The following is a 20,375-nucleotide window of genomic DNA, read 5'->3' as shown; positions in this document are numbered from 1 at the left end:
GCGGGTGGCGGAGCCCCCGCCCCGCGCGGCGAAGCCGCGCAAAAACAAGGAGGGCGATCCGGTCCGCGCCTTCCGCGGACACACGTCACCCTCGCACTCGTGGAGCTAAGGAGAATCGAACTCCTGACCTCTTGCATGCCATGCAAGCGCTCTACCAACTGAGCTATAGCCCCGGGGAGTTCACGTACCTGCCGACTGCGGGAACCGCGGCGCCGCCTCGTGAACGGGAGGAAGCCTAACCGGTGACCAGGCCGGATGGGAAATCGCCCCGGGCACCGGTCACCGGCACCCGCACCGGCCCTCTAGTCGTCGTCGCCGAGCACCGGCTGCGGAAGCGTGCCCGCGTTGTGCTCCAGCAGCCGCCAGCCGCGCGCGCCTTCGCCCAGCACGGACCAGCAGCAGTTGGAGAGCCCGCCGAGCGCCTCCCAGGTGCGCGGAAGCAGGCCGAGCAAACGCCCGATGGTGGTACGGATCGTGCCGCCGTGGCTGACCACGACCAGCGTCCCGCCGGGCGGCAGCTTCTCCACGCTGCGCTCGACGACGGGCGCCGCCCGGTCCGCGACCTCGGTCTCGAGTTCGCCGCCGCCGCGCCGCACGGGCTCGCCGCGCTTCCACGCCGCGTACTCGTCGCCGTACCGCTCGACGATCTCCTCGTGCGTGAGGCCCTGCCACGCACCCGCGTAGGTCTCGCGCAGCGCCTCGTCGTGCGTCACGTCGAGCCCGGTGAGCGCGGCGAGCTCCGCCGCCGTCGCGACCGTACGGCGCAGGTCGGAGGAGAGGATCGCGTCAGGACGCAGCGCGGCCAGCAGACGGGCCGCGCGGCGGGCCTGCTCCAGGCCTGCCGGTGTCAGCTCGATGTCGGTGGAGCCCTGGAAGCGCCGCTCCAGGTTCCATGCGGTCTGGCCGTGCCGCCAGAGGACGATCCTGCGGTCGCGCCGCTCAGGCGGCGCGGGAGTGGGAGTCACGGCGGGCTGCGCCGTCACCGCGCACCGTCACTTCCGCCCCGTTCGGACGCGGGCTCGTAGGCCCCGCGGCCGTCCGCCGGGCCCTCGCCCGTGCCGGAGCCGGAGGCCGGGCCGCCGCCCTCTCCGCCGTCGTCGCCGGCGGCGGCCGCCTCCCGCACGGCGTGCTCGCGGTCCTTGCCGCGCGTGGCCTTGGCGTCCTCGGGGAGGTCCAGCTCGGGGCAGTCCTTCCAGAGCCGTTCCAGCGCGTAGAAGACCCGCTCCTCGCTGTGCTGCACGTGCACCACGACGTCGATGAAGTCGAGGAGCACCCAGCGTCCGTCCCGCTCGCCCTCGCGGCGGGCCGGCTTGGCGCCCTTCTCCTTCAGCAGACGCTCCTCGATCTCGTCGACGATGGCTTTGACCTGCCGGTCGTTGGGTGCGGAGGCGAGCAGGAAGGCGTCGGTGATGGCGAGTACGTCGCTGACGTCGTAGGCGACGATGTCGTGCGCGAGCTTGTCCGCTGCCGCCTGGGCGGCGGCGTCGATCAGCTCGATGGAACGGTCCGTGGCGGTCACAGGCGAGGCTTTCGAATCGGAAGCGGTGGACATGTGTGCGTGTCGGAAACCAGGATCTCACGCCCGGCCGGAGCTCTCACTCCTTGTAGTCCCTGCCCAGCACGACCGCGACATCGGCGTTGGCCTCGCCCTTGCCCTTGCGGACCGCGCTCGCGGGCAGTCCGAGCGTCTTCGCCACTTCCTCGGCCTTGGCCTTGTACTTGCCTCCGGCGTACGTCACCTGGGAGCGGGCCTGCGCCTTGCTGCCGGCTCCGCCCTTGACGACGGTGTAGCCGCTGTTGACCAGTGCCGCGGACGCCGCGTCGTCGCTGCCGCGGTCGCCGCTCGCGTTGACGATCTTCACCCTCGGAGCTGCGTCCGGGTCGGTGTTCTTCACGGTGCCGCCGAGCACCTGTTTCACCAGGCCGTCGCTCGTACGTCCGCTGAGCGTGCCGTTGGCCCTGACGGGCAGCGTCTGGGTCTTGTACGCGCCGTCCTTGGCCTGGCTCGCCAGTTTCGCCAGCGAGGCGCCCAGCTCCTTCTCCGGCAGCGACGGGTCGGGGATCTGGCCGAGGGTCTCGACGGTCCTGGTCGCCGACTTGGAGTCGCTGGAGAGCTTCCGCAGCGTCTGGTGCATGACCTCGCCGAAGCGCTCGAGCTGCCGCGTCTGCGGCTCGCCTCGGCCCCGGTACGTGGCGTAGGCGACCGCTGCGGGCCCGTCGAGGGTCCGTGCCTTGCCGCGTTCGACGAACGGTTCGTCGCCCTTCTTCTCACCGGGGACGGTGGCGTTCGCGTCGACCTTGATGCCGCCGACCAGCTCGACGAGGTTCTCCAGGTACGGGGTGTCCAGGCGCCAGCTGCCCTTGATGTCGGCGCCCAGCAGGGTGCCGAGCGACTCCCTGGTCGGGGCCGTGCCCTCGTCCTCGACGGCCTTGCCGAGGGTGGTCGTGGTGCCGTTCTCACCGGAGACCGCGAGGGTGTTCGGGAGCAGCACGGTGTTGCCGCGCTTGGCGTCGGCGTTGTCCACGAGGAGCGCCGTGGAGCTGCCGCCGCCGTCCAGTGAGCGCAGATGTACGACGATCACGTCGCGCTGCTGGCCCGCTGTCGTGGCGGCGCCGCCCTCGTCCCCGCTCAGGCCGGGCAGCTTGCCCGCGTACCAGAGATATCCGAGGCCGCCCGCGGCCACCACGACAAGGGCGACGACGAGGGTGACGACGCGGTTGCGGCCGCGGCGCCTGGCCTCCTCGCGGCGCTCGGTACGGCTCTCGCTGAACTTCAGCCAGTCGATGACGTCCTCGGACTCGTCGGCCTGCTCCTCGACGAAGGAGAACTGCTCCGTCCGGTATCCGCCGTCGGCGTCATGGCCCTGGCCGCCCGTGCGGGCTCCGCTGCCGGCCCCGGCCGCGGGCGCTCCCGCGTCCGGCGGCAGCCGCTGCTCCTGCTGCTGCGGGATCCAGTCCTGCTGCGTCTGCTGCGGGGGTGCCTGCTGATAGGGCTCCGCGGGTGCCGCCTGCGCTCCGTACGTGCCGTAGGCGCCGGGACCCTCGTATCCCTCGTAGCCCTCGTAGCGCTGGTAGCCCTCGTCGCCGTATCCCTGCGGCTCCGGCTGTACGGGCTGTCCTGGCTGCTGCGGCGGCCCGTACGGCCCGCTCTCGTCGTAGCCGTAGACCGGCTGCCCGTACTCGTCGTACCCGAGGAACCGGGGCTCCCCGGACGGCTGCCCGCCCTGCTGCCGCCCGTACTGGTCGTACCCGTAGCGCTCGTTCATGTCTGGGGCGCCTCCTCCCCGTACAGCCCCCGCTTGTTGATGTAGCGCACGACCCCGTCCGGGACCAGATACCAGACGGGGTCGCCCCGCCGCACCCGTTCGCGGCAGTCCGTTGAGGAGATGGCAAGGGCCGGGACCTCCACCAGCGACACCCCGCCGTCGGGCAGACCGGGATCGGTCAGCGTGTGCCCGGGCCGGGTGGCCCCGATGAAGTGGGAGAGGGAGAAGAGCTCGTCGGCGTCGCGCCAGCCGAGGATCTGGGCGAGGGCGTCGGCGCCGGTGATGAAGAAGAGGTCGGTCTCCGGGTTCGCGGCCCGCAGATCACGCAGCGTGTCGATGGTGTAGGTGCGGCCGCCGCGGTCGATGTCGATGCGGCTGACCGAGAACTGCGGGTTGGAGGCCGTCGCGATGACCGTCATCAGATAGCGGTCCTCGGCGGGCGAGACCTGCTGGTGGCTCTTCTGCCACGGCTGCCCGGTCGGCACGAAGACGACCTCGTCGAGGTGGAAGCGCGTGGCCACCTCGCTGGCGGCGACGAGGTGCCCGTGATGGATCGGGTCGAAGGTCCCGCCCATCACTCCCAGCCGCCGCTTGCCGGTGCCGGGCACTATGTGCTCTCCCATGCGAGCCGACCTTATCCCCTCGAACCTCACTCCGCTGCTCCGCCCGTACGACGCGGAGACCACCCGCGCGACGGGGTCCGCCGGAGTCGCGGGACGCCCGGAACGCGCCGGGGGACGGCCCGGGTCAGCGGTCCCGGTTGAAGCGCGTGGTGATCCACAGCAGCAGAAGCAGCGCCAGCAGCGACCCGCCGCCGGTGAGGTACGGGAGGACGGGGTCGTGCCCGTGCTCGCCCCCCTCGGAGGCGAGAGCGGCGAAGGCGTGGTGGGCGGTGCTGGGAAGCATCATCGTCGGCAGGACCTATCCACGTGTGGGCCGGACATCGGTTTGCGTGCTGCACATCGTATGCGGGGCCCTCCGGCGGGCTCACGCCACCTCTCGCTTCCTTCTCGGGGCCTCACCGGTCACCTCCGGCCCCCTCTCGGCCGGTCTCGCTCAGCCCTTCCTCTCCTGGCTCCTCTCCCGGCCATGTCCCGGGCGCAACCTTCCGGGGCCCGTACGACGTCTCATCCCCACGTCCGGGGTTTGCACCGGATGCGTTCGCCCCCGGGCATTCCGGTTCCGAGCGCCTAGGCTGACCTCAACCCACCGTCAACGGTGAGACAAGCGACAGGGGGAACGCGATGAGCGACAACGCAGGCACCGAGCGGCTGCCCGGCCGCAACCGGCGCCGCTTTCCCGGGATCTCCTCCCGGGCGTACGAACATCCGTCGGACCGCTCGGCGCTCGTGGCGCTGCGCAAACTGAGCGGTTTCGACTCGGTCTTCAAGGCGCTGAGCGGGCTCGTGACGGAGCGCAGCCTGCGGCTGCTCTTCCTCGCCAACTCGGTCCGCGTCAACGACGAGCAGTTCGCACATCTCAACTCGATGCTGCGGGACGCCTGTTACATACTGGACCTGGAGAAGGTCCCGCCGATGTACGTCAACCAGGACCCGAATCCGAACGCGATGTGCATCGGGCTGGACGCCCCGGTCATCGTCGTCTCCACGGGCCTCGTCGAGCTGCTGGACGAGGAGGAGATGCGGACGGTCATCGGCCACGAGGTCGGACACGCCCTGTCCGGGCACTCCGTCTACCGCACGATCCTGCTCTTCCTGACCAACCTCGCGCTCAAGGTCGCCTGGATCCCGCTCGGCAACGTCGCGATCATGGCGATAGTGACAGCGCTGCGCGAGTGGTTCCGCAAGTCGGAACTGTCGGCGGACCGTGCGGGGCTGCTCGTGGGGCAGGACCTGCCCGCGTCGCTGCGCGGGCTGATGAAGCTCGCGGGCGGCAACCACCTGCACGAGATGAACGTGGACTCCTTCCTCGCGCAGGCCGAGGAGTACGAGTCCGGCGGCGACATCCGCGACTCCGTACTGAAGATCATGAATGTGCTGCCGCGGAGCCACCCCTTCACGGCGGTGCGCGCCGCCGAGTTGAAGAAGTGGGCCGAGAGCCGCGACTACCAGCGCCTCATGGACGGCCACTACCCGCGGCGTGAGGACGACAAGCAGACGTCCGTCTCCGACTCGTTCAAGCAGTCGGCCGACCACTACACCGAGTCGTTCAAGAGCAGCAAGGACCCGCTGATGGGTCTCGTCCGCGACATCGCGGGCGGCGCCGGCGACCTGGGTGGCAAGCTGCGCGACACCTTCACCGGACGGACCAGCGGCGGCGAGGGCAACGGAAACGGGAACGGCAACGGCAACGGCAGCTCGGGCGGCAGCGGTTCAGGGGGCAGCGGTTCGGGTGGCGGCAGCAGCTCCGGCTGAGCGGTGCCGCAGTCGCCGTCAGCCCCGGGCACGAGTCGCAGTCGCAGTCGCAATCGCCCGGAACGAGCCCGGCCGCGCGGAAGTCCGCACCGGACGGGCAGGCCCTGACGATCTCGTCAGGGCCTGCCCGTCCGTCTAGTCGTCCTTCCGCGCGGCCGGGCTCGGCTGTGAGCTGGTGGAGAGCACGCCGCACAGCGAGGCCGAGGACCGCCCGCGCGCATACGGGTCAGTGCCCGCCGCTCCGTCGTCCTTGGCCCGCTCGCCTGCCATCAGCGGAGCCAGCGCGTCCGTCATGTCGGCGGAGCAGGGCAGCGGCCCGGCGCGCATCGAGACCTGCTGCACGCTCAGTTGCTGCCGCCGAAGATCCTCGCGGTCGATCTGGAAACGGACCTCGCGCCGCACGGTGAACAGGGACGACTTCTCCTCGGCCTTCTTCCCGTCGCCGCCCTCCGTCGCCCGCAGCGCGTAGACGAAGACGTGATCCGCGACGACCTCGAGGGCGTCGGCTCCCGCCTCCTGCACCGTCAGCGTGCCGTTGACCCGGATCCGCGGGTCGGCGAGCGTCGTCTTCGACGGGTCGAAGCGGACCATCCAGCCCGTCGCGGAGTGCCGCCCGTCGTTGCGCGGGTGGTCCATGCTCTGGTCGAACTGCTCCTGCTGCGCGGGGTCGAGCATTATCCGTACGTCGCGTACGGAGTTCCCGCTGAGCACGGCCGGGTCGAGCGAGCTGGTGACGATGTACTCCTTGGCGGCCGTCAGGGCGGAGAGCACCTGGCTCTCGGAGAAGTGCCGCATGCGGCGCGCCGGCGGCAGCGTCACGCCGTCGGCTCCCGTGCGGAACTGGGCAGCGGGGCTGTGCTTGAAGAGGTCCGCGGGCGTGGCGCCGGGCACTTCGTCGCGGGGCGCCAGCGGCAGCAGCGAGTTCCGCATCGGTTCGGCGGGTGGTTCGGGCGGGGCCTGGTAGGGGTTGCGGATGCCCATGTAGATGGCGGTGCCGAAGGCGAGGACGATCAGCAGCACCAGGACGATGCCCTGCCGGGACGCGGTGATGGAGCCTCTGCCGTATGTGGTCTCGAGTCCTGGGTCCGCGCTCTCGCCCGAGGGCGCGTAGGCGCGGTTGCGTACGGCTGCGTGCTCCTCGTCCTCCATCCGCTCGCGCGCGGAGAACTCCTGGAGCCGCGCAGCTTTGATGAAGGACTCGTCGAAGACGACGGATCGGTAGTCCTCGCGATACTCGTCGTCGCCCCCGGAGGCGTCGTCGGGTGTTCCCTCTGGGGGATTGCCTCGCCCGGCCATAACAACAGAGTAGGGCCGCGCGGGCCCGCGTAAACGCTTCTGGGCACCGGCAACCCGGCGGATGCACGTGTTCGTGAACACCTCGTCGCCCCGGCGTGACGAACCGGTGACCGTACGGGCCGTCAGGGGCGGACGGGGGCTCCGTGGATGCGGTGAACCGTCCGGACTTGCGGGGCTTGTGGGACTTGCGGAGCTTGCGGGACTTGCTTCCCTGCCTTCGACGGGGAGACCCCATCGCGCGGTGACTACGGGGGACTTGCGCGCTGTCGGGCTCAGCCGGCCCGGCTCAGCCCGGACGCGACTGGGCGGGTATCCCGGTCAGCCGCTGCGCGGCACCGTCGCTGCCGGAGGAGTCGACGCCCGTGGTCGCTGGCGGAGGCGAAGGGTCCTGGCGCTGCTGCGACGTGCCGCGGTACACGGCTCCCAGGGCGAGGGCCACCATGCCGATGCCCATCACCAGGGCGAGCAGCCAGGCGACCGGCCGCTGCCAGCGGGCGTGGCCGCGGTACGGACGGCGCCGCGAGGCGGCACCGTGCTTGGCGTGCGCGGGCCGGCGGCGGAAGTCGGAGCCGTGCTCCTCGCCCAGGTCGAAACGGGGGTCGTAGCGGCGGTTCGCTCCGAAGCGGACGTACTGCCCGTACTGGTCGTACTGGTCGTAGGGGGCGAACCGGCCGTACTGGTACGGGCCGTAGTGCCCGCTCTCGCCGAAGGCGTTGTAGTTGTACGGACCGTAGGACGGCCCGTACGACTCGTACGGCCCGTAGGACTCGTAGTGGTCGTACTCGTCTCCGTCGGCCGGCTCCAGGTACTCGGTGTAGTCGGAGCGGTCGAACCGGCCCTCGTCGTCGTCGGAGTCGTCGTCGAGATCCGCCGGGCCGGACAGGCCGTCATGGCCGGCTGTGCCGTCCGGGTCGTCGTCGAGGCCGAACTCGCCCTCGGTGCCCGGCCCGTACACGTAGCCGTCCTCGAAGCCGCGGACAGTCTCGCTCTCGGCGTGCGACTGCGCGGCGGCCAATATGCGCTCTACGGCGGTGGGCTCGTGGATGGCGGCGGACCGCACGAAGTCCTCATCGAGTACCAGGGCGGCGAACTCGTCGTCCGCAGCCCCGTAGTGGTATTCGGGCCCCTCACCGTCCGGAAACGGCTGGCCCCCCACGTCGTCCGGCACGCTGTCAGCGTAGACCTTTGCGGTCCATAAGGGCAGGGAGAAGCAGGATTCCGTCAGAACCGGAGCAACGGCCCGCGAGTGGCCGCCCGGTGGGTCACTCGCGCGTGTGACCGTCCCCTGTGACCACGTACTTCGTCGACGTCAGCTCGGGCAGCCCCATGGGCCCGCGGGCGTGCAGCTTCTGCGTGGAGATGCCGATCTCCGCGCCGAAACCGAACTGGCCGCCGTCGGTGAAACGCGTGGACGCGTTGACCATCACGGCCGTCGAGTCGACGAGCGCCGTGAAGCGCCGTGCCGCGGCGGTGTCCCTCGTGACGATCGCCTCCGTGTGGCCCGAGGTCCATTCGCGGATGTGCCGGACCGCGGCGTCCAGCGACGGCACGACGGCCGCCGCGATGTCGTACGAGAGGTATTCGGTGCCCCAGTCCTCGTCGGTGGCCGGGACGACGTCAGCGCTCGCCTTCTGCCACGCCTCGTCGCCGTGCACCGTCACGCCGGCCCCGGCGAGGGCCTCCACCGCGCGCGGCAGGAACTCGGCCGCCACTCCTTCGTGTACGAGGACGGTCTCGGCGGCGTTGCAGACGCTGGGTCGCTGCGCCTTGGAGTTGACGAGGACGGAGAGGGCCGTGTCGATGTCGGCGGCCTCGTCCACGTACACATGGCAGTTGCCCACGCCGGTCTCGATGACCGGCACCGTGGACTCCTCCACCACGGAGCGGATCAGCGAGGCGCCGCCGCGCGGAATCAGCACGTCCACCAGGCCGCGGGCGCGCATCAGTTCGCGCACGCTGTCCCTGCTCTCGCCCGGTACGAGCTGCACGGCGTCGGCGGGCACCCCGGCACCGGCGAGCGCGTCGCGCACCACCTCGACCAGGGCGCAGTTGGAGGCGTACGCGGAGGAAGAGCCGCGCAGCAGCACCGCGTTGCCGGACTTCAGGCACAGCGCGGCGGCGTCGACGGTGACGTTGGGGCGTGCCTCGTAGATGATGCCGACGACGCCGAGCGGTACGCGGACCTGGCGCAGTTCGAGCCCGTTGGGCAGCGTCGAGCCGCGTACGACCTCGCCGACCGGGTCGGGGAGCGCGACCACGTCGCGCACGTCGGAGGCGATGGCCGCGATCCGCTCCGGGGTCAGTGTCAGCCGGTCGACGATGGCCTCCGCCGTCCCGGCGGCGCGGGCCTTGTCCACGTCCGCGGCGTTGGCGGCGACGATCTCGTCCGTACGGGCCGTGAGCGCGCCGGCCACGGCGAGCAGCGCCGCGTCACGGACCGTGCGCGGCAGCGGTGCGAGCTCGGCGGCGGCCTCCTTCGCACGGCGGGCGGTCTCGGTGACGGACGGGTTCTGCGTCGCCTGGCTCTGCGTTGCGCTCATGTCTCCGAGCTTAGCCAGACGCGCGGCCCGGACGCGGTGCCGTCCCAGCGTGCGGGACGGCCGCCGGACCCCCGTACCGGCGACCGTCCCGTTCCCCCCGCCCCCCGGCTGCGGGCCCGGTGATCAGGCCTTCACGCAACGGATGTGCAAGGAGATGCCGAGGTGGCGCCCGGCCATCCCCGGGGACGCGGTGACCCCGAACTCCTTGCGGTCGACGCGGGCCGTGGCGCGGAGGGTGAAGTCCCGCGGTGTCACGGTGCATTCCCCGACCTCCAGGCCGACGGTCCTGCTGACGCCCAGTGCCGTGAGAGTGCCGGTCAGGCGCACGCCCCCGGCCGTCCCGGCCACCGCCTCCGCGCCGGCGTCGAAGGTCATCACGGGGTGCCGGCCGGCGTCGAGGAAACGGGCCGACCGTACGGCGGCGTCCCGTGCCCGGTTGCCGGTGTCGAAGCTCGCCGCCGCGATCTCCACGTGCACGGCGGACGCGGCGAGCGGTTCGGCGACGTCGACGGTCCCCGCCCGTACGGCGAAGGTGCCGCGCACCGGCAGGAGCCCGAAGACGTGCCGGGTGGTGAACGCGATCGTGGAGCTGCCGGTGTCGATCTCGTAGCGGCCGAGCCCCGGAGGCGTGATCTCCGGAGGCGTGATCTCCGCAAGCGGCGCGGACGTTCTGCTGCGGTCCTGTTCGGTGTCCATGCCCCCAAGTGCACGGCAGGACGGGGTCCGCGCGGCAGGGCGGACCGTCTCCACTCGCGGCGACGTAAGTTCCGCCGCGGGGACGTGCGCGGAACTTTCGTAGGGTCCGCGCCCCGCCGTTCGTCCCGGGTCGCCGCACGGCGAACTCCCGGCGAGCCGCGCTGACATACCGTGTCCGTCATGACAGACGCGCGGTGCGGGCCGTGGCAGGGCGGGGTGCTGAGCCGTCACCCCGTAACCGTGGACGCCTCCCTCGCCGTCTTCTTCGTAGCGCTGGACACGGCTCTGACGCTGGCCGGTGAGACGTGGTGGCCCCGGCACCCCGGCACACTCGCCTGGATCATGCTGGGTGTGCAGGCCGTGGCGTGCGGTTCGCTGGTCTTCCGCCGCCGCGCGCCTCTCGCCGTCCTGGCCGTACTGGGAGTGTTCACGCTGGCGGTGACGCTGCTGATCTCGCCGGCCGGTGTGCTGACGCCCGCGGAGCCGGGGAAGGTGTGGGCGCCGTTCGCCACGGCACTGGCCGCCTACGGGCCGGTCTTCCACAGGCACGGCAGCCGGCGCACCGCGTTCGTCGCGCTCGCCGCCTTCGTCGTCGTCGTGGCGCGGCCCTGGGAGCCGTCGTTCACGGTCGTCACGATCGGTCTGGGCCGCACCGCCGTGGGCCCGCTGCTGGCGCTGTACTTCGACGCCCGCAGGCGTCTCGTGCGCGCGCTCACGGAACGCGCCGAGCGCGCCGAGCGCGAGCGCCACCTCCTCGCCGAGCAGGCCCGCGCGGAGGAACGTGCCAGGCTGGCCGCCGAGATGCACGACGTCGTGACGCACAGGGTGAGCCTGATGGCGCTGCAGGCGGGCGCCTTGCGGATGACCGCCCCCGACGAGGCGACCCGGCAGGCCGCCGAGGAGCTGCGGGCGGCGGGCTGCCAGGCCCTGGAGGAGTTGCGCGACCTGGTGGGCATCCTGCGTACGGAGCCCGAGGGGCTGCCGCACACGGAGGCGGCCGCGGGACTCGCGGAACTGGTCGCCGAGTCGGCGGCGGTGGGGACACCGGCCGAGCTCGTCGAGGACGGGGACAGGAGGCTGGCCTCGCCGGTCGTGGGGCGCACGGCGTACCGCGTCGTGCGGGAGGCGCTCACGAACGTCCGCAAGCACGCGCCCGGGGCGCGGGTGACCGTGCGTGTCGAGTACGGGGAGACGCAGGTGCGGCTCACGGTGCGCAACACGCCTCCGATGGTGGTGGCGGACGCGGGTGCCGTCGGGGTCCCGGGAGCGGGCGCGCACGCGGGCGCCGACGCGCGCGCGGGCGCCGGCGGCGGGACCGCGGCCGCTGTCACCGCGGACGCCGCCGCGACCGCCGCCGTCCTCGCGGGCACCGGCTCGGGCCTCGGCCTCGCGGGGCTGCGCCGGCGCCTGGAACTGGTGCACGGCACGCTGCGCGCCGGCCGGTCACCCGACGGCGGCTTCAGCGTCGAGGCCACGCTGCCCGCCTACGTACCGACCGCGGAAGCGGCGGTGTAGCGGCATGGCCGGCACCGGTACCGGAGAGGGGCGCGGCGTGGTCCGTGTGGTCGTCGTGGACGACGAGCCGATGGTGTGCGGATTCCTGCGCACGATCCTGGGCTCGGCCGGAGACATCGAGGTGGTCGAGGAGGCGCACGACGGGGCGGCCGGCGTCGAGGCCGTCGTGCGCAGCAGACCGGACGTCGTACTGATGGACCTGCGGATGCCCGGCGTGGACGGGCTGACCGCGATCGAGCGCGTACGCGAACTCGCCGATCCGCCGGCGGTCGTGGTGCTGACGACCTTCGACGCCGATCAGTACGTGCTGCGCGCGCTGCGCGCCGGGGCCGCCGGGTTCCTGGTCAAGTCGACGCCGCCGGAGGACCTCATCGGGCTCGTACGGGTGGCCGCCGAAGGGCACACGGTGCTCTCCGCGGCGGCGGCCAGGCGGCTGGTCGCGGCGTCGTCCGACAGCCACTCCGCACGCGACCGTGCGCGCAAGCTCATCGGCTCACTGACCGAACGCGAGGCCGAGGTCCTGGCCTGCCTCGGGGAGGGCCTGCCCAACGCCCGCATCGCGGCCCGGCTCCACCTCTCGGAGGCCACGGTCAAGGGCTATGTCTCGCGTGTGCTGGACAAGCTGGGCTGCGGGAACCGTACGCAGGCAGGCCTGGTCGCCCACGACGCGGGCATCGCCGGTCCATGACCCGGGGCCCGGCCACGAGCAGCGCGACGCGAGCGGAACTGCCGCACCGTCAAGGCTCGATGACGAGGCGAGCGATGAGCCCGTCGCGCAGGGCGAACCGCCAGCGCAGATCCACGACTCCGCCGGGGAAGTCGCCGACGACATGCTGGGTGATCTCGTACTGCTCGTCGCCGGTCCGGCGGAATGCGGTCGGGGTCATCGTGTACGTCCACTCCGTCGCGGATGTGCCGAGCCACGCAGTGATGCTGTCGGTGCCTGTGTAGGTCCTGCCGTCGTCGACGACGGTCGCGTCGCCCGCGAAGTACGCCGCGGCGGCGGCCGTGTCACCGGCGCCGTACGCGTCGAGACAGCGGCCGACGGCGGGCGGCAGTTCCTCGCGGCTGATCTGCCGCCCCGGGGGTTCCATGTCCATGACCGTCCTTTCGTGCTCCTGTGCTCCTGTGCTCCTGTGCTTCTTGCCCGGGTCCGCGCCGACGGGCCGGCCGTGCGCGCGGGCATCAGGCTCCGGGGCGTCGTTCGCCGGGCGGGTAGTCCGCGGCACGGGAGACACTCTCGCCGGCGCGAACCTCGGCCAGCGCCGTCTCGAAGCCTTCGACCACGGCCTCGTAGCCGGCGTTGCCCAGGACGAGCCGGTGCGGCGGGTGGCTCTCACCGAGGGCGCCCACGATCGCCCGTGCGCCGCGGACCGGGTCGCCCGGCTGGCTGCCGTCCTGCGCGATCATCGCCGCCCGTACGGTTTCCAGCATCGGCCGGTAGGCGGCGACGGACTCACGCACCGGCTCGTCCGCGAAGCCGCTGTAGGCGTGCGTGCGGAACGCGCCGGGCTCCACCACGAGGACCTTGATGCCGAAGGGCTCGACCTCCTGGCGCAGCACATCGGTGACTCCCTCGACCGCGTGCTTGGCGGCGCTGTAGTAGCCGAAGCCCAGCGGACCCCGGAGCCCGGCCACCGAGGACATGTTCACGATCCACCCGTCGCCCCGGGCGCGCATTCCGGGCAGGACCGCGCGCATCACATCCAGAACGGAGAAGAAATTCAACTCGAACGAGCGCCGCACCGCCACGTCATCAGTGCCTTCGACGCTGCCGTACCAGCCGCGCCCGGCATTGTTCACCAGCACGTCGATCCCGCCGAAGTGGTCCTCCGCCGCTGTGACGGCCTGACGCACCTGCACGGGTTCCGTCACGTCGAGCGGCAGCACGAGGGCGCGCTCCCCGTGCTCCGTCGCCCAGGGCCGGAGCTCGTCGCTCCGGCGAGCGGTAAGGGCCACGCGGTCACCGGCTTCCAGGGCCGCGTCCGCGATCGCCATTCCGAAGCCGCCGGGAGTCCCGCCGGTGATGAACCAGGTCCTCATGTCACCGATTCCGATCCCATGTCGTCGCTTCCCCGCACCGCGAGCTTCTGACGCATCGCGACGCGACACCTGTGTAGCGACGATATACCAATGGCCACAGCAGTGCTACACGACTCGTGTGCGGCTGTCCCGCAACAGCGGCAGATGTGGAACGACGCCGGGAGAAGTGCGGATCAGCGCTGTGCGCTCGCGGCGAGACGGCCCAGCCACTCCCTGAACAGGGCGGTTTCGTGGCGTCCCAGCACGTCGGCCTCGCCAGGGTCACGGGCGAGCACCTCCGAGAGCACAGCCGCAGCGCTCGCGATGCTGGTCCCCTCACGGACAGGGTCCGGGGTGACGGATGCGGTGACAGACCGCAGCACGGCGTCGCGGACCCGCGCGGACATGCTCCAGTCGGACACTTCGCCGGACGACATGATGAGCGCCAGCGTCACACCGCTGCTGGCGGCGAGGATCTGCGCGGCGGCATCGGCGGCCGGGACACTCAGCCGGCCCTGACTCGCCAGGGGTTCGAGAGTCCCGAGGATCATCGCTTCGACGTCGGAGACCACACCGCACCGCTCTCCCCGCCGCGGCCGGCCGTAGATGTAGGAGTAGAAGGCCGGATGCTCGACACCGAACCGGACATGCGCATCCCAGCCCTCACGCACCGCGCCGAGCGGGTCGCCTCCGTCGGAGCCCACGGGGCCCGCGGCGAGGAACTCCCGGAATCCGTGGCTGACCACTGCTTCCAGCAGTCCCTGCTTGTTTCCGAAATGGTGATACAGCGAAGGGGCCTGCACTCCCGCGCGTTCACAGATCGCACGAGTCGAGACGCTCTGCTCACCCGCGCCCTCCAGCAGTTCGGCCCCCGCGAGGAGAAGCCTGTCGCGCGCCGGAATGCTCACACTCTTACTCATCTCAGCGCCACGGTACGTCTTGTAGCACTGATATAGCGAATGGCCGCCGGGCCCGCGGAACGGATCAGAAGGGGTGAATGCCCATGGAGGCGGCGGGCGGCGGGCCGTATCCCTCGGCCACCCGCTGGTGGTACGTCTCGCGGCCGACGACCTCGAGGCCGACGATCTCCCACGGGGGAAGCTTGGCCGAGGTCCGGTGCTCTCCCCACAGCCGCAGCGCCAGGGCGGCGGCGTCGTGCAGGTCGCGCGCCTCTTCCCAGTAGCGGATCTCGGCATGATCGTTCGCATACCGGCTGTTCAGAAGAAAGGGGTGGTCGTAGGCGAGCTTCTCCAGCGACCGGCGCACCTCTTTGAGGGGGGCCTCCTTGCCGGCGACGCTGAGAGTGATGTGCCACAGCCGGGCGTGATCCCGCCCTACCGCAACGGCGCCCGTACGTGATTCGGCCCGCTGCTCTGTGTCAACGCTGACCAGCCGTCTCACGGATGGCCTCCTCGTCCGGTGGATGCTCTCGGTCCCGGCGTCGCTTCGCTGCCGCACGACCCCTACTGAAAAGTTGACCAGCCCGGGACCGGCCGCGTGGCCGTTTTCCGGAAGGTGTCCGTGGAAAGGCTGGTCTTCTCTCCCGGCCGATGACGGTTCGGACACCTCTCCCCCGCCCTCTGCACGAACCATTCACGGAAGGGCGCGGGCGGGGGCGCACGCGAAGCTCATGCGCGGGCGAGCACGCCGCCCCGCGCGGGCCGGTGCGGCCCCGGGCTCCCGCCGGCCGCCCCGGCCACCCGGGCCGACCTGGCCACCACGGTCCCGCTCAGTCGAGCAGCACCAAGTCGTCGCGGTGCACGATCTCCCGCTCGTACGCGGGCCCCAGCTCGCGAGCAAGCTCCGGCGTCGAACGTCCCAGCAGCTGCGGGATCTCCTTCGCGTCGAAGTTGACCAGGCCGCGGGCGACGGCGACCCCGCGCTCGTCGCGCAGCTCGACCGGGTCGCCCGCCGAGAACTCGCCCTCGACCCCGGCGATGCCCGCCGCCAGCAGCGAGGTGCGCCGCTGGACGACCGCCCGTACCGCTCCGTCGTCCAGCGTGAGCGCGCCGCGCGGCGTCGACGCGTGCGCCAGCCACAGCAGCCGGCCGGCGGCGCGGCGGCCCGTCCGGTGGAAGTAAGTGCCGGTGCGGCGGCCCGCGAGCGCGTCCGCGGCGTGGGTGGCGGACGCCAGTACCACCGGCACGCCCGCGGCGGCGGCGATACGGGCTGCCTCCACCTTCGTGACCATGCCGCCGCTGCCGACGCCGGCGCTGCCCGCGCTGCCGATCTCGACGTCCGCCAGGTCCCCGGGGCCCGTGACCTCGGTGATGCGGGAAGTGCCGGGGGAAGCCGGGTCGCCGTCGTAGAGCCCGTCGACGTCCGAGAGCAGGACCAGCAGGTCGGCCCGTACGAGATGGGCGACGAGCGCAGCGAGACGGTCGTTGTCGCCGAAGCGGATCTCCTCCGTGGCGACCGTGTCGTTCTCGTTGACGACGGGCACCGCGCCCATCGCCAGCAGCTGCTCCAGCGTCCGGTAGGCGTTGCGGTAATGGGCGCGGCGGCTGGTGTCGTCGGAGGTCAGCAGCACCTGTCCGACGCGGCGCCCGTAGCGTGCGAACGACGCGGTGTAGCGGGCGACCAGCAGCCCCTGCCCCACGCTCGCCGCGGCCTGCTGCCGCGCCAGATCGCGGGGCCTCTTCGGCAGGCCCAGCGGCGCGAGACCCGCGGCGATGGCCCCGGAGGAGACGAGCACGATCTCCCGCTGCGGGGCTTGCGCGGAGCCGTCGTTCGCGCCGCCCGCGGTCGCGGCGTGCTTGGCCAGTACGTCGACGAGCGCGTCGACACGGTCGGCGTCCAGGCCGCCGGCCGCCGTCGTGAGCGAGGAGGAGCCGACCTTGACGACGATCCGCCGCGCGTGCGCCACATCGGCGCGCGGCACACCCCGCCCGTCACCGCCGGCGCCACGCGGCTCCCCGCCCGCCCCGGTGTCCGCACCCGCTGCCGTTCCGGCACCCACGTCCCGCTGCCCGTCTGTTCCTTCTGTCACGCCCGTGCGTTCCCGTTCCTGTATTCGCCCCGTACGTCACTTGTGTCACGTACGGTTCCAGCCTGTCGCCGCTGCTCCCGCTTGCCTGTCCGCTGCCCTGCCTCAGCAATCTACGGGAGGGCTGATCAGCGGCGCTCGCCCGTTCCGACCAGTGGACGGGTGGGGATAATGACCTTTGTCCGCGTATCGACTCAGGACACCCCGACGCAGATTGTCACCGGCCCGGTGCCCGGCATACGGTCAGTGGTCGACCACGGCCGCCACCCCCACCGGCCGGTTTCCATTCCGCCCCCCGACCTCCTGCCAGGAGCCCAGTCCCGTGCCCTCTGCCGGTCTCTCCACCCGACGCGCCGTCCAGCTGACGGCGCTGCTCGCGCTGACGGTCTTCTACGCCGCGCAGCTCGCGGGCGCGCTGCTGCCGAACGTGCCCGTCTTCATCGTCGCCTCAGTGGCGGGCCTCGCGCTCGACCTCTACCTCACGCACCAGCAGCCGGGCCTCCTCGCCCTGCTCGGCAAGGTCCGCTTCGACGTGACCACCCGCCAACTGCTGCGCGACATGCTCATCGTCATCGGCCTGGTCCGCATCCCCGACGTACCGCCGGACATCGAGCGCCCCCTCACGCTTCTGCTGCTCGCCGCCTATGCCACGCACTTCCTGTGCCAGGCCGTCGCCCAGTTCGTGCGCCGCAGCCGTACGCTGCCGATCCTCACGCGCAACATCGACGCCTCCGGCCTGCGCCTGACCATCGCGCCTCCGCGCCTGCTGGCGAAGCAGCCCAGCCGCCGTCTGCTGCGGTTCTCCATCCCCGGCACCGTCGGACTGATGCTGAGCGCGGCGCTCGCCACCGAGGTGTGGGGCATCGCCGGGCTCGGCCTGAGCATCGCGCTGTCGCTCGGCGGCGCCGTGTACCTGGGCACCTGGATGCTGCCGAAGAAGCGGCACGCCAACGAACAGCAGGCCCTGGACTGGCTCGGCCGCTGGCTGGCCGCGTACAAGCCGACCGTCGGCATGTACTTCTCGGGCGGCACCACCTCCGCGTACCAGGCGAACATGTGGCTCTCCACGCTCGCCGAGCTCGGTGGCAACCCGGTCATCGTGCTCCGTGAGCGGTTCATGGTGCAGAAGATCGAAGCGACCGACGTCCCGATCATCTGCATCCCGAAGGTCGCGCATCTGATGCACCTGGAGCACTCGACGCTCAAGGTGATGCTGCACCCGGCGAACTCCGGCAAGACCTCGCAGGTGCTGCGCATCCCCACCATCAAGCACGCCTTCATCAACCACGGCGAGAGCGACAAGCTCTCCTCCTGCAACCCGTACGCCAAGGCCTACGACGAGGTCTGGGTCGCCGGCCCCGCGGCCCGCGAGCGCTACCAGCTCGCCGACATCGGCGTGGACGACCGTGACGTGGTCGAGGTCGGCCGCCCGCAGCTCTCGCCGATCGAGCCGTACGCGGGCCCGCCGCAGGGTGCGTACACCACCGTTCTGTACGCCCCCACCTGGGAGGGCTGGACGAACGACCCGGGCAACACCTCGGTCATCCTGGCCGGTGAGAACATCGTGCGCGCGCTGCTGGCCGACCCGGGCGTGCGGCTGCTGTACAAGCCGCATCCGATGACCGGCTCCGTCGACCCCCGCGCCGGCGCCGCCGACGCCCGCATCCAGGAGATGATCACCGAGGCGAACGCGAAGCGCTCCGGCGAGCGTCCGGGCGCCGATGCCGCGGCCGAACTGGAGCGCCGCGCACGCGAGTTGGACGAGCTGACGACCACCGCCTTCCGCCGCGGCGCGGACGAGGTGGAGCGGATGATGCTCCAGTCCACGCCGGAGGCGGACCGGGCCGAGCGCGTCGCTGCGGCGACGACCGCCTGGGAGGCCGCCAACTGGGCCTCCTTCCCGGAGTGGGAGCACCAGATCATCACCGGCCCCCGCCCGGCGATCTACACCTGCTTCAACCAGTCCGACCTGCTCATCTCCGACGTCTCCTCCGTCGTCTCGGACTATCTGACGAGCGAGAAGCCCTACGCGGTCGCCAACACCAGCGGCCTGAGCGAGGAGGAGTTCCGGGCCGGTTTCCCGACCGTACGGGCAGCCGCGATCCTCTCCCCCGAGGCGAAGGAGATCCCGGAGCTGCTGGAGACGGTGCGCGAGCCGTCGAAGGACGGCCTGTCCAAGGCCCGCGCGGAGCTGAAGGTCCATCTCCTCGGCCCCTCGGACCCGCCGTCGATCACACGCTTCAACCAGGCCGTGGTGGACCTGTGCGAAGCCACGGTCGCCCGTAACGAGCGGGTCGCCCGCCGTACGAGCGAGATCCCCGGCCAGCGCGAGACGGAGGCCCAGGAGGCCGCGGAGGAAGCCGAGATGGAGGCCGCGGCGAACGGCGGCACGACGTCCGACCCGGAGGACGCCGACCAGGTCACGGCCTGACGGCCCGTCGCACGTCTGCTTCGTCCGAAGGTCCTGGGAGACGCCGAGACCGGCGCCTCCCAGGGCCTTCGTCATGTGCGTGCACGGCACGGAGCCGCCCTCCCCGGCTCACAGCAGCTCCCACTCCCGCGAGCGCTCGGTCAGATGGCGGTGCACCACGGCCGCGGCGGGATGGGCGAGGCCGCCGACGCGAGTCGCCAGGTACAGGGTGTTCAGGGGACGGACCTGCGGCTGGTGAAGCGTCTCCACCGAGCCGGCCGCGAGCGCAGGTTCGGCCAGGTAGCGCGGAAGTACGGACACCCCGGCGCCCGCGACGACGGCAGCCAGGACGGCGCGCAGGTCGGGAACGGTGACCGCGAGCGGATTGGGCGGGCGGCGGCCGAACTCGCTGCGCCAGTAGCGGCGGATGATCGGCAGCTCCTCCCCGTACGCCACCAGGGGCAGGTGCGCCAGCGCGTCCACCGGTTCCCCGGCCAGCCGGCCGTGGTCGACCGTGCGGGCGAGGCCGGGCGGTCCGACCAGCAGGAACTCCTCGTCGGCGAAGGGCTTGGCCACCACGTTCTTCAGCCGTGGCCGCACCGCGGACACCACCAGGTCGACGCGGGCGGCGGCGAGCGCCGCCAGCAGCTCATCCGCGAGGCCGAGGGTGACCCGCAGCCGCAGCCCGCCCGCAGTGAGCGGGGCGAGGGCGGGCACCACACGCATGGCCATCAGGTCGGACGGGCCCGCCAGGTGCACCGTGCCGCGGTGGTCCGCCTGATCGCCTTCGCCGCCGCCGAGGGCGTGATGGAGCTCGTCGAGGTGGGTGCCGATCCGCCGTGCCAGTTCGTACGCACGCTCGGTGGGGACGGCGCCACGGCGGGAGCGTACGAAGAGGGGTTCGCCGATCTGCTCCTCCAGGCGGGCCAGTTGACCGCTGACGGCGGGCTGGCTCAGCCCGCGCCGGTCGGCCGCGGCGGTGATCGACCCGCCCCGGTAGATCTCCAGGAACGTGGACAGCAGATCGAGGTCCGGCACGCAAGTCTCCAGATCGTCCAGCCATAAGAAATCTGATGGCAGAAGCCAGATTAGCGGAGGAACTCCGAGGCCTGTGAGTGTTGAAGTGGAGGACGACGGACACCGGCACGGCGACAGCCGGCGGCGCGGCGACCGCGACCGCCCGAGGGCCGGCCGACGACAGAGCTGCGGGGCTGCAGAGCTTCAGAACCGGACAGCTGCAGAGCTACAGAGAGCTAGAGAAGGAAGATC

18 protein-coding genes, 1 tRNA gene and 1 pseudogene are annotated in these 20,375 nt (G+C 71.8%); 4 read left to right on the top strand and 16 right to left on the bottom strand.

The genetic code is table 11. The annotated features are described in order from the left end of the window. Positions 1-100: 100 nt before the first annotated feature. From AN215_RS16980 to AN215_RS29870, 6 genes and pseudogenes are all read right to left on the bottom strand, one after another. A tRNA-Ala gene (locus tag AN215_RS16980) sits at positions 101-173 on the bottom strand. A gap of 129 nt (positions 174-302) precedes the next feature. After that, positions 303-965, bottom strand: coding sequence for a histidine phosphatase family protein (locus AN215_RS16975; RefSeq protein WP_070014074.1), 663 nt, complete (start codon positions 963-965; stop codon positions 303-305). 119 nt (positions 966-1,084) lie between these two features. Next, positions 1,085-1,519: pseudogene (rsfS, locus tag AN215_RS16970) on the bottom strand (ribosome silencing factor); the annotation flags it as partial. 76 nt (positions 1,520-1,595) lie between these two features. Continuing rightward, positions 1,596-3,266: an LCP family protein gene (locus AN215_RS16965; RefSeq protein ID WP_070014014.1), complete on the bottom strand. Its 1,671-nt coding sequence runs from the start codon at positions 3,264-3,266 to the stop codon at positions 1,596-1,598. Beyond that, positions 3,263-3,889 (bottom strand): nicotinate-nucleotide adenylyltransferase, encoded by a 627-nt coding sequence (gene nadD / locus AN215_RS16960; protein WP_070014013.1) that lies wholly within the window; start codon positions 3,887-3,889, stop codon positions 3,263-3,265. The genes AN215_RS16965 and nadD overlap by 4 nt, the downstream gene beginning before the upstream one ends. A 124-nt stretch (positions 3,890-4,013) precedes the next feature. After that, positions 4,014-4,175 (bottom strand): hypothetical protein, encoded by a 162-nt coding sequence (locus AN215_RS29870; RefSeq protein ID WP_171904209.1) that lies wholly within the window; start codon positions 4,173-4,175, stop codon positions 4,014-4,016. A gap of 335 nt (positions 4,176-4,510) precedes the next feature. Here AN215_RS29870 and AN215_RS16955 point away from each other — a divergent pair, with 335 nt between their 5' ends. After that, positions 4,511-5,641, top strand: coding sequence for a M48 family metallopeptidase (locus tag AN215_RS16955; RefSeq protein ID WP_070014012.1), 1,131 nt, complete (start codon positions 4,511-4,513; stop codon positions 5,639-5,641). Positions 5,642-5,776: 135 nt separating this feature from the next. Here AN215_RS16955 and AN215_RS16950 read toward each other — a convergent pair whose 3' ends face one another. The 4 genes from AN215_RS16950 to AN215_RS16935 all read right to left on the bottom strand — a co-directional run bounded on the left by AN215_RS16950 (position 5,777) and on the right by AN215_RS16935 (position 10,173). Next, entirely contained in the window at positions 5,777-6,937 is a 1,161-nt protein-coding gene (locus AN215_RS16950) for an SCO2583 family membrane protein (protein ID WP_070013807.1), read from the bottom strand. A gap of 286 nt (positions 6,938-7,223) precedes the next feature. Further along, complete coding sequence (locus AN215_RS16945) at positions 7,224-8,105, bottom strand: SCO2584 family spore wall biosynthesis protein (RefSeq protein WP_070013806.1); 882 nt, start codon at positions 8,103-8,105, stop codon at positions 7,224-7,226. A 94-nt stretch (positions 8,106-8,199) separates the two neighbouring features. Further along, complete coding sequence (locus tag AN215_RS16940) at positions 8,200-9,477, bottom strand: glutamate-5-semialdehyde dehydrogenase (RefSeq protein ID WP_070013805.1); 1,278 nt, start codon at positions 9,475-9,477, stop codon at positions 8,200-8,202. Positions 9,478-9,600: 123 nt separating this feature from the next. Further along, complete coding sequence (locus AN215_RS16935; protein WP_070013804.1) at positions 9,601-10,173, bottom strand: YceI family protein; 573 nt, start codon at positions 10,171-10,173, stop codon at positions 9,601-9,603. A gap of 180 nt (positions 10,174-10,353) precedes the next feature. On the opposite strand from AN215_RS16935, the gene AN215_RS16930 reads away from it, so the two are divergent. Further along, the gene (locus AN215_RS16930; protein ID WP_070014011.1) at positions 10,354-11,688 is read left to right on the top strand and encodes a sensor histidine kinase; all 1,335 of its coding nucleotides are present in this window, start codon (positions 10,354-10,356) and stop codon (positions 11,686-11,688) included. A gap of 4 nt (positions 11,689-11,692) precedes the next feature. Next, positions 11,693-12,376, top strand: coding sequence for a response regulator (locus AN215_RS16925; protein WP_216093874.1), 684 nt, complete (start codon positions 11,693-11,695; stop codon positions 12,374-12,376). A gap of 49 nt (positions 12,377-12,425) precedes the next feature. Here the strand turns inward: AN215_RS16925 and AN215_RS16920 are convergent, their stop codons facing one another. The 5 genes from AN215_RS16920 to proB all read right to left on the bottom strand — a co-directional run bounded on the left by AN215_RS16920 (position 12,426) and on the right by proB (position 16,576). After that, the gene (locus AN215_RS16920; protein ID WP_079123127.1) at positions 12,426-12,788 is read right to left on the bottom strand and encodes a hypothetical protein; all 363 of its coding nucleotides are present in this window, start codon (positions 12,786-12,788) and stop codon (positions 12,426-12,428) included. 85 nt (positions 12,789-12,873) lie between these two features. Beyond that, positions 12,874-13,731, bottom strand: coding sequence for an SDR family NAD(P)-dependent oxidoreductase (locus tag AN215_RS16915; protein ID WP_070013803.1), 858 nt, complete (start codon positions 13,729-13,731; stop codon positions 12,874-12,876). A gap of 173 nt (positions 13,732-13,904) precedes the next feature. Next, complete coding sequence (locus AN215_RS16910; protein WP_079123126.1) at positions 13,905-14,630, bottom strand: TetR/AcrR family transcriptional regulator; 726 nt, start codon at positions 14,628-14,630, stop codon at positions 13,905-13,907. 64 nt (positions 14,631-14,694) lie between these two features. Beyond that, complete coding sequence (locus AN215_RS16905) at positions 14,695-15,102, bottom strand: DUF8830 family protein (protein WP_245694583.1); 408 nt, start codon at positions 15,100-15,102, stop codon at positions 14,695-14,697. 337 nt (positions 15,103-15,439) lie between these two features. Then, positions 15,440-16,576: a glutamate 5-kinase gene (gene proB / locus AN215_RS16900; RefSeq protein WP_070031212.1), complete on the bottom strand. Its 1,137-nt coding sequence runs from the start codon at positions 16,574-16,576 to the stop codon at positions 15,440-15,442. Between the two features lie 442 nt (positions 16,577-17,018). Here proB and AN215_RS16895 point away from each other — a divergent pair, with 442 nt between their 5' ends. After that, entirely contained in the window at positions 17,019-19,127 is a 2,109-nt protein-coding gene (locus tag AN215_RS16895) for a hypothetical protein (protein WP_070013800.1), read from the top strand. A gap of 108 nt (positions 19,128-19,235) precedes the next feature. Here AN215_RS16895 and AN215_RS16890 read toward each other — a convergent pair whose 3' ends face one another. Then, the gene (locus tag AN215_RS16890) at positions 19,236-20,144 is read right to left on the bottom strand and encodes a LysR family transcriptional regulator (RefSeq protein ID WP_070013799.1); all 909 of its coding nucleotides are present in this window, start codon (positions 20,142-20,144) and stop codon (positions 19,236-19,238) included. Positions 20,145-20,375: the final 231 nt, after the last annotated feature.

The organism is Streptomyces abyssalis (assembly GCF_001751365.1).
Lineage (GTDB): Bacteria > Actinomycetota > Actinomycetes > Streptomycetales > Streptomycetaceae > Streptomyces > Streptomyces abyssalis.
The sequence above is the reverse complement of the archived record's forward strand: the minus strand, read 5'-3'. Positions and strand labels throughout refer to the sequence as shown.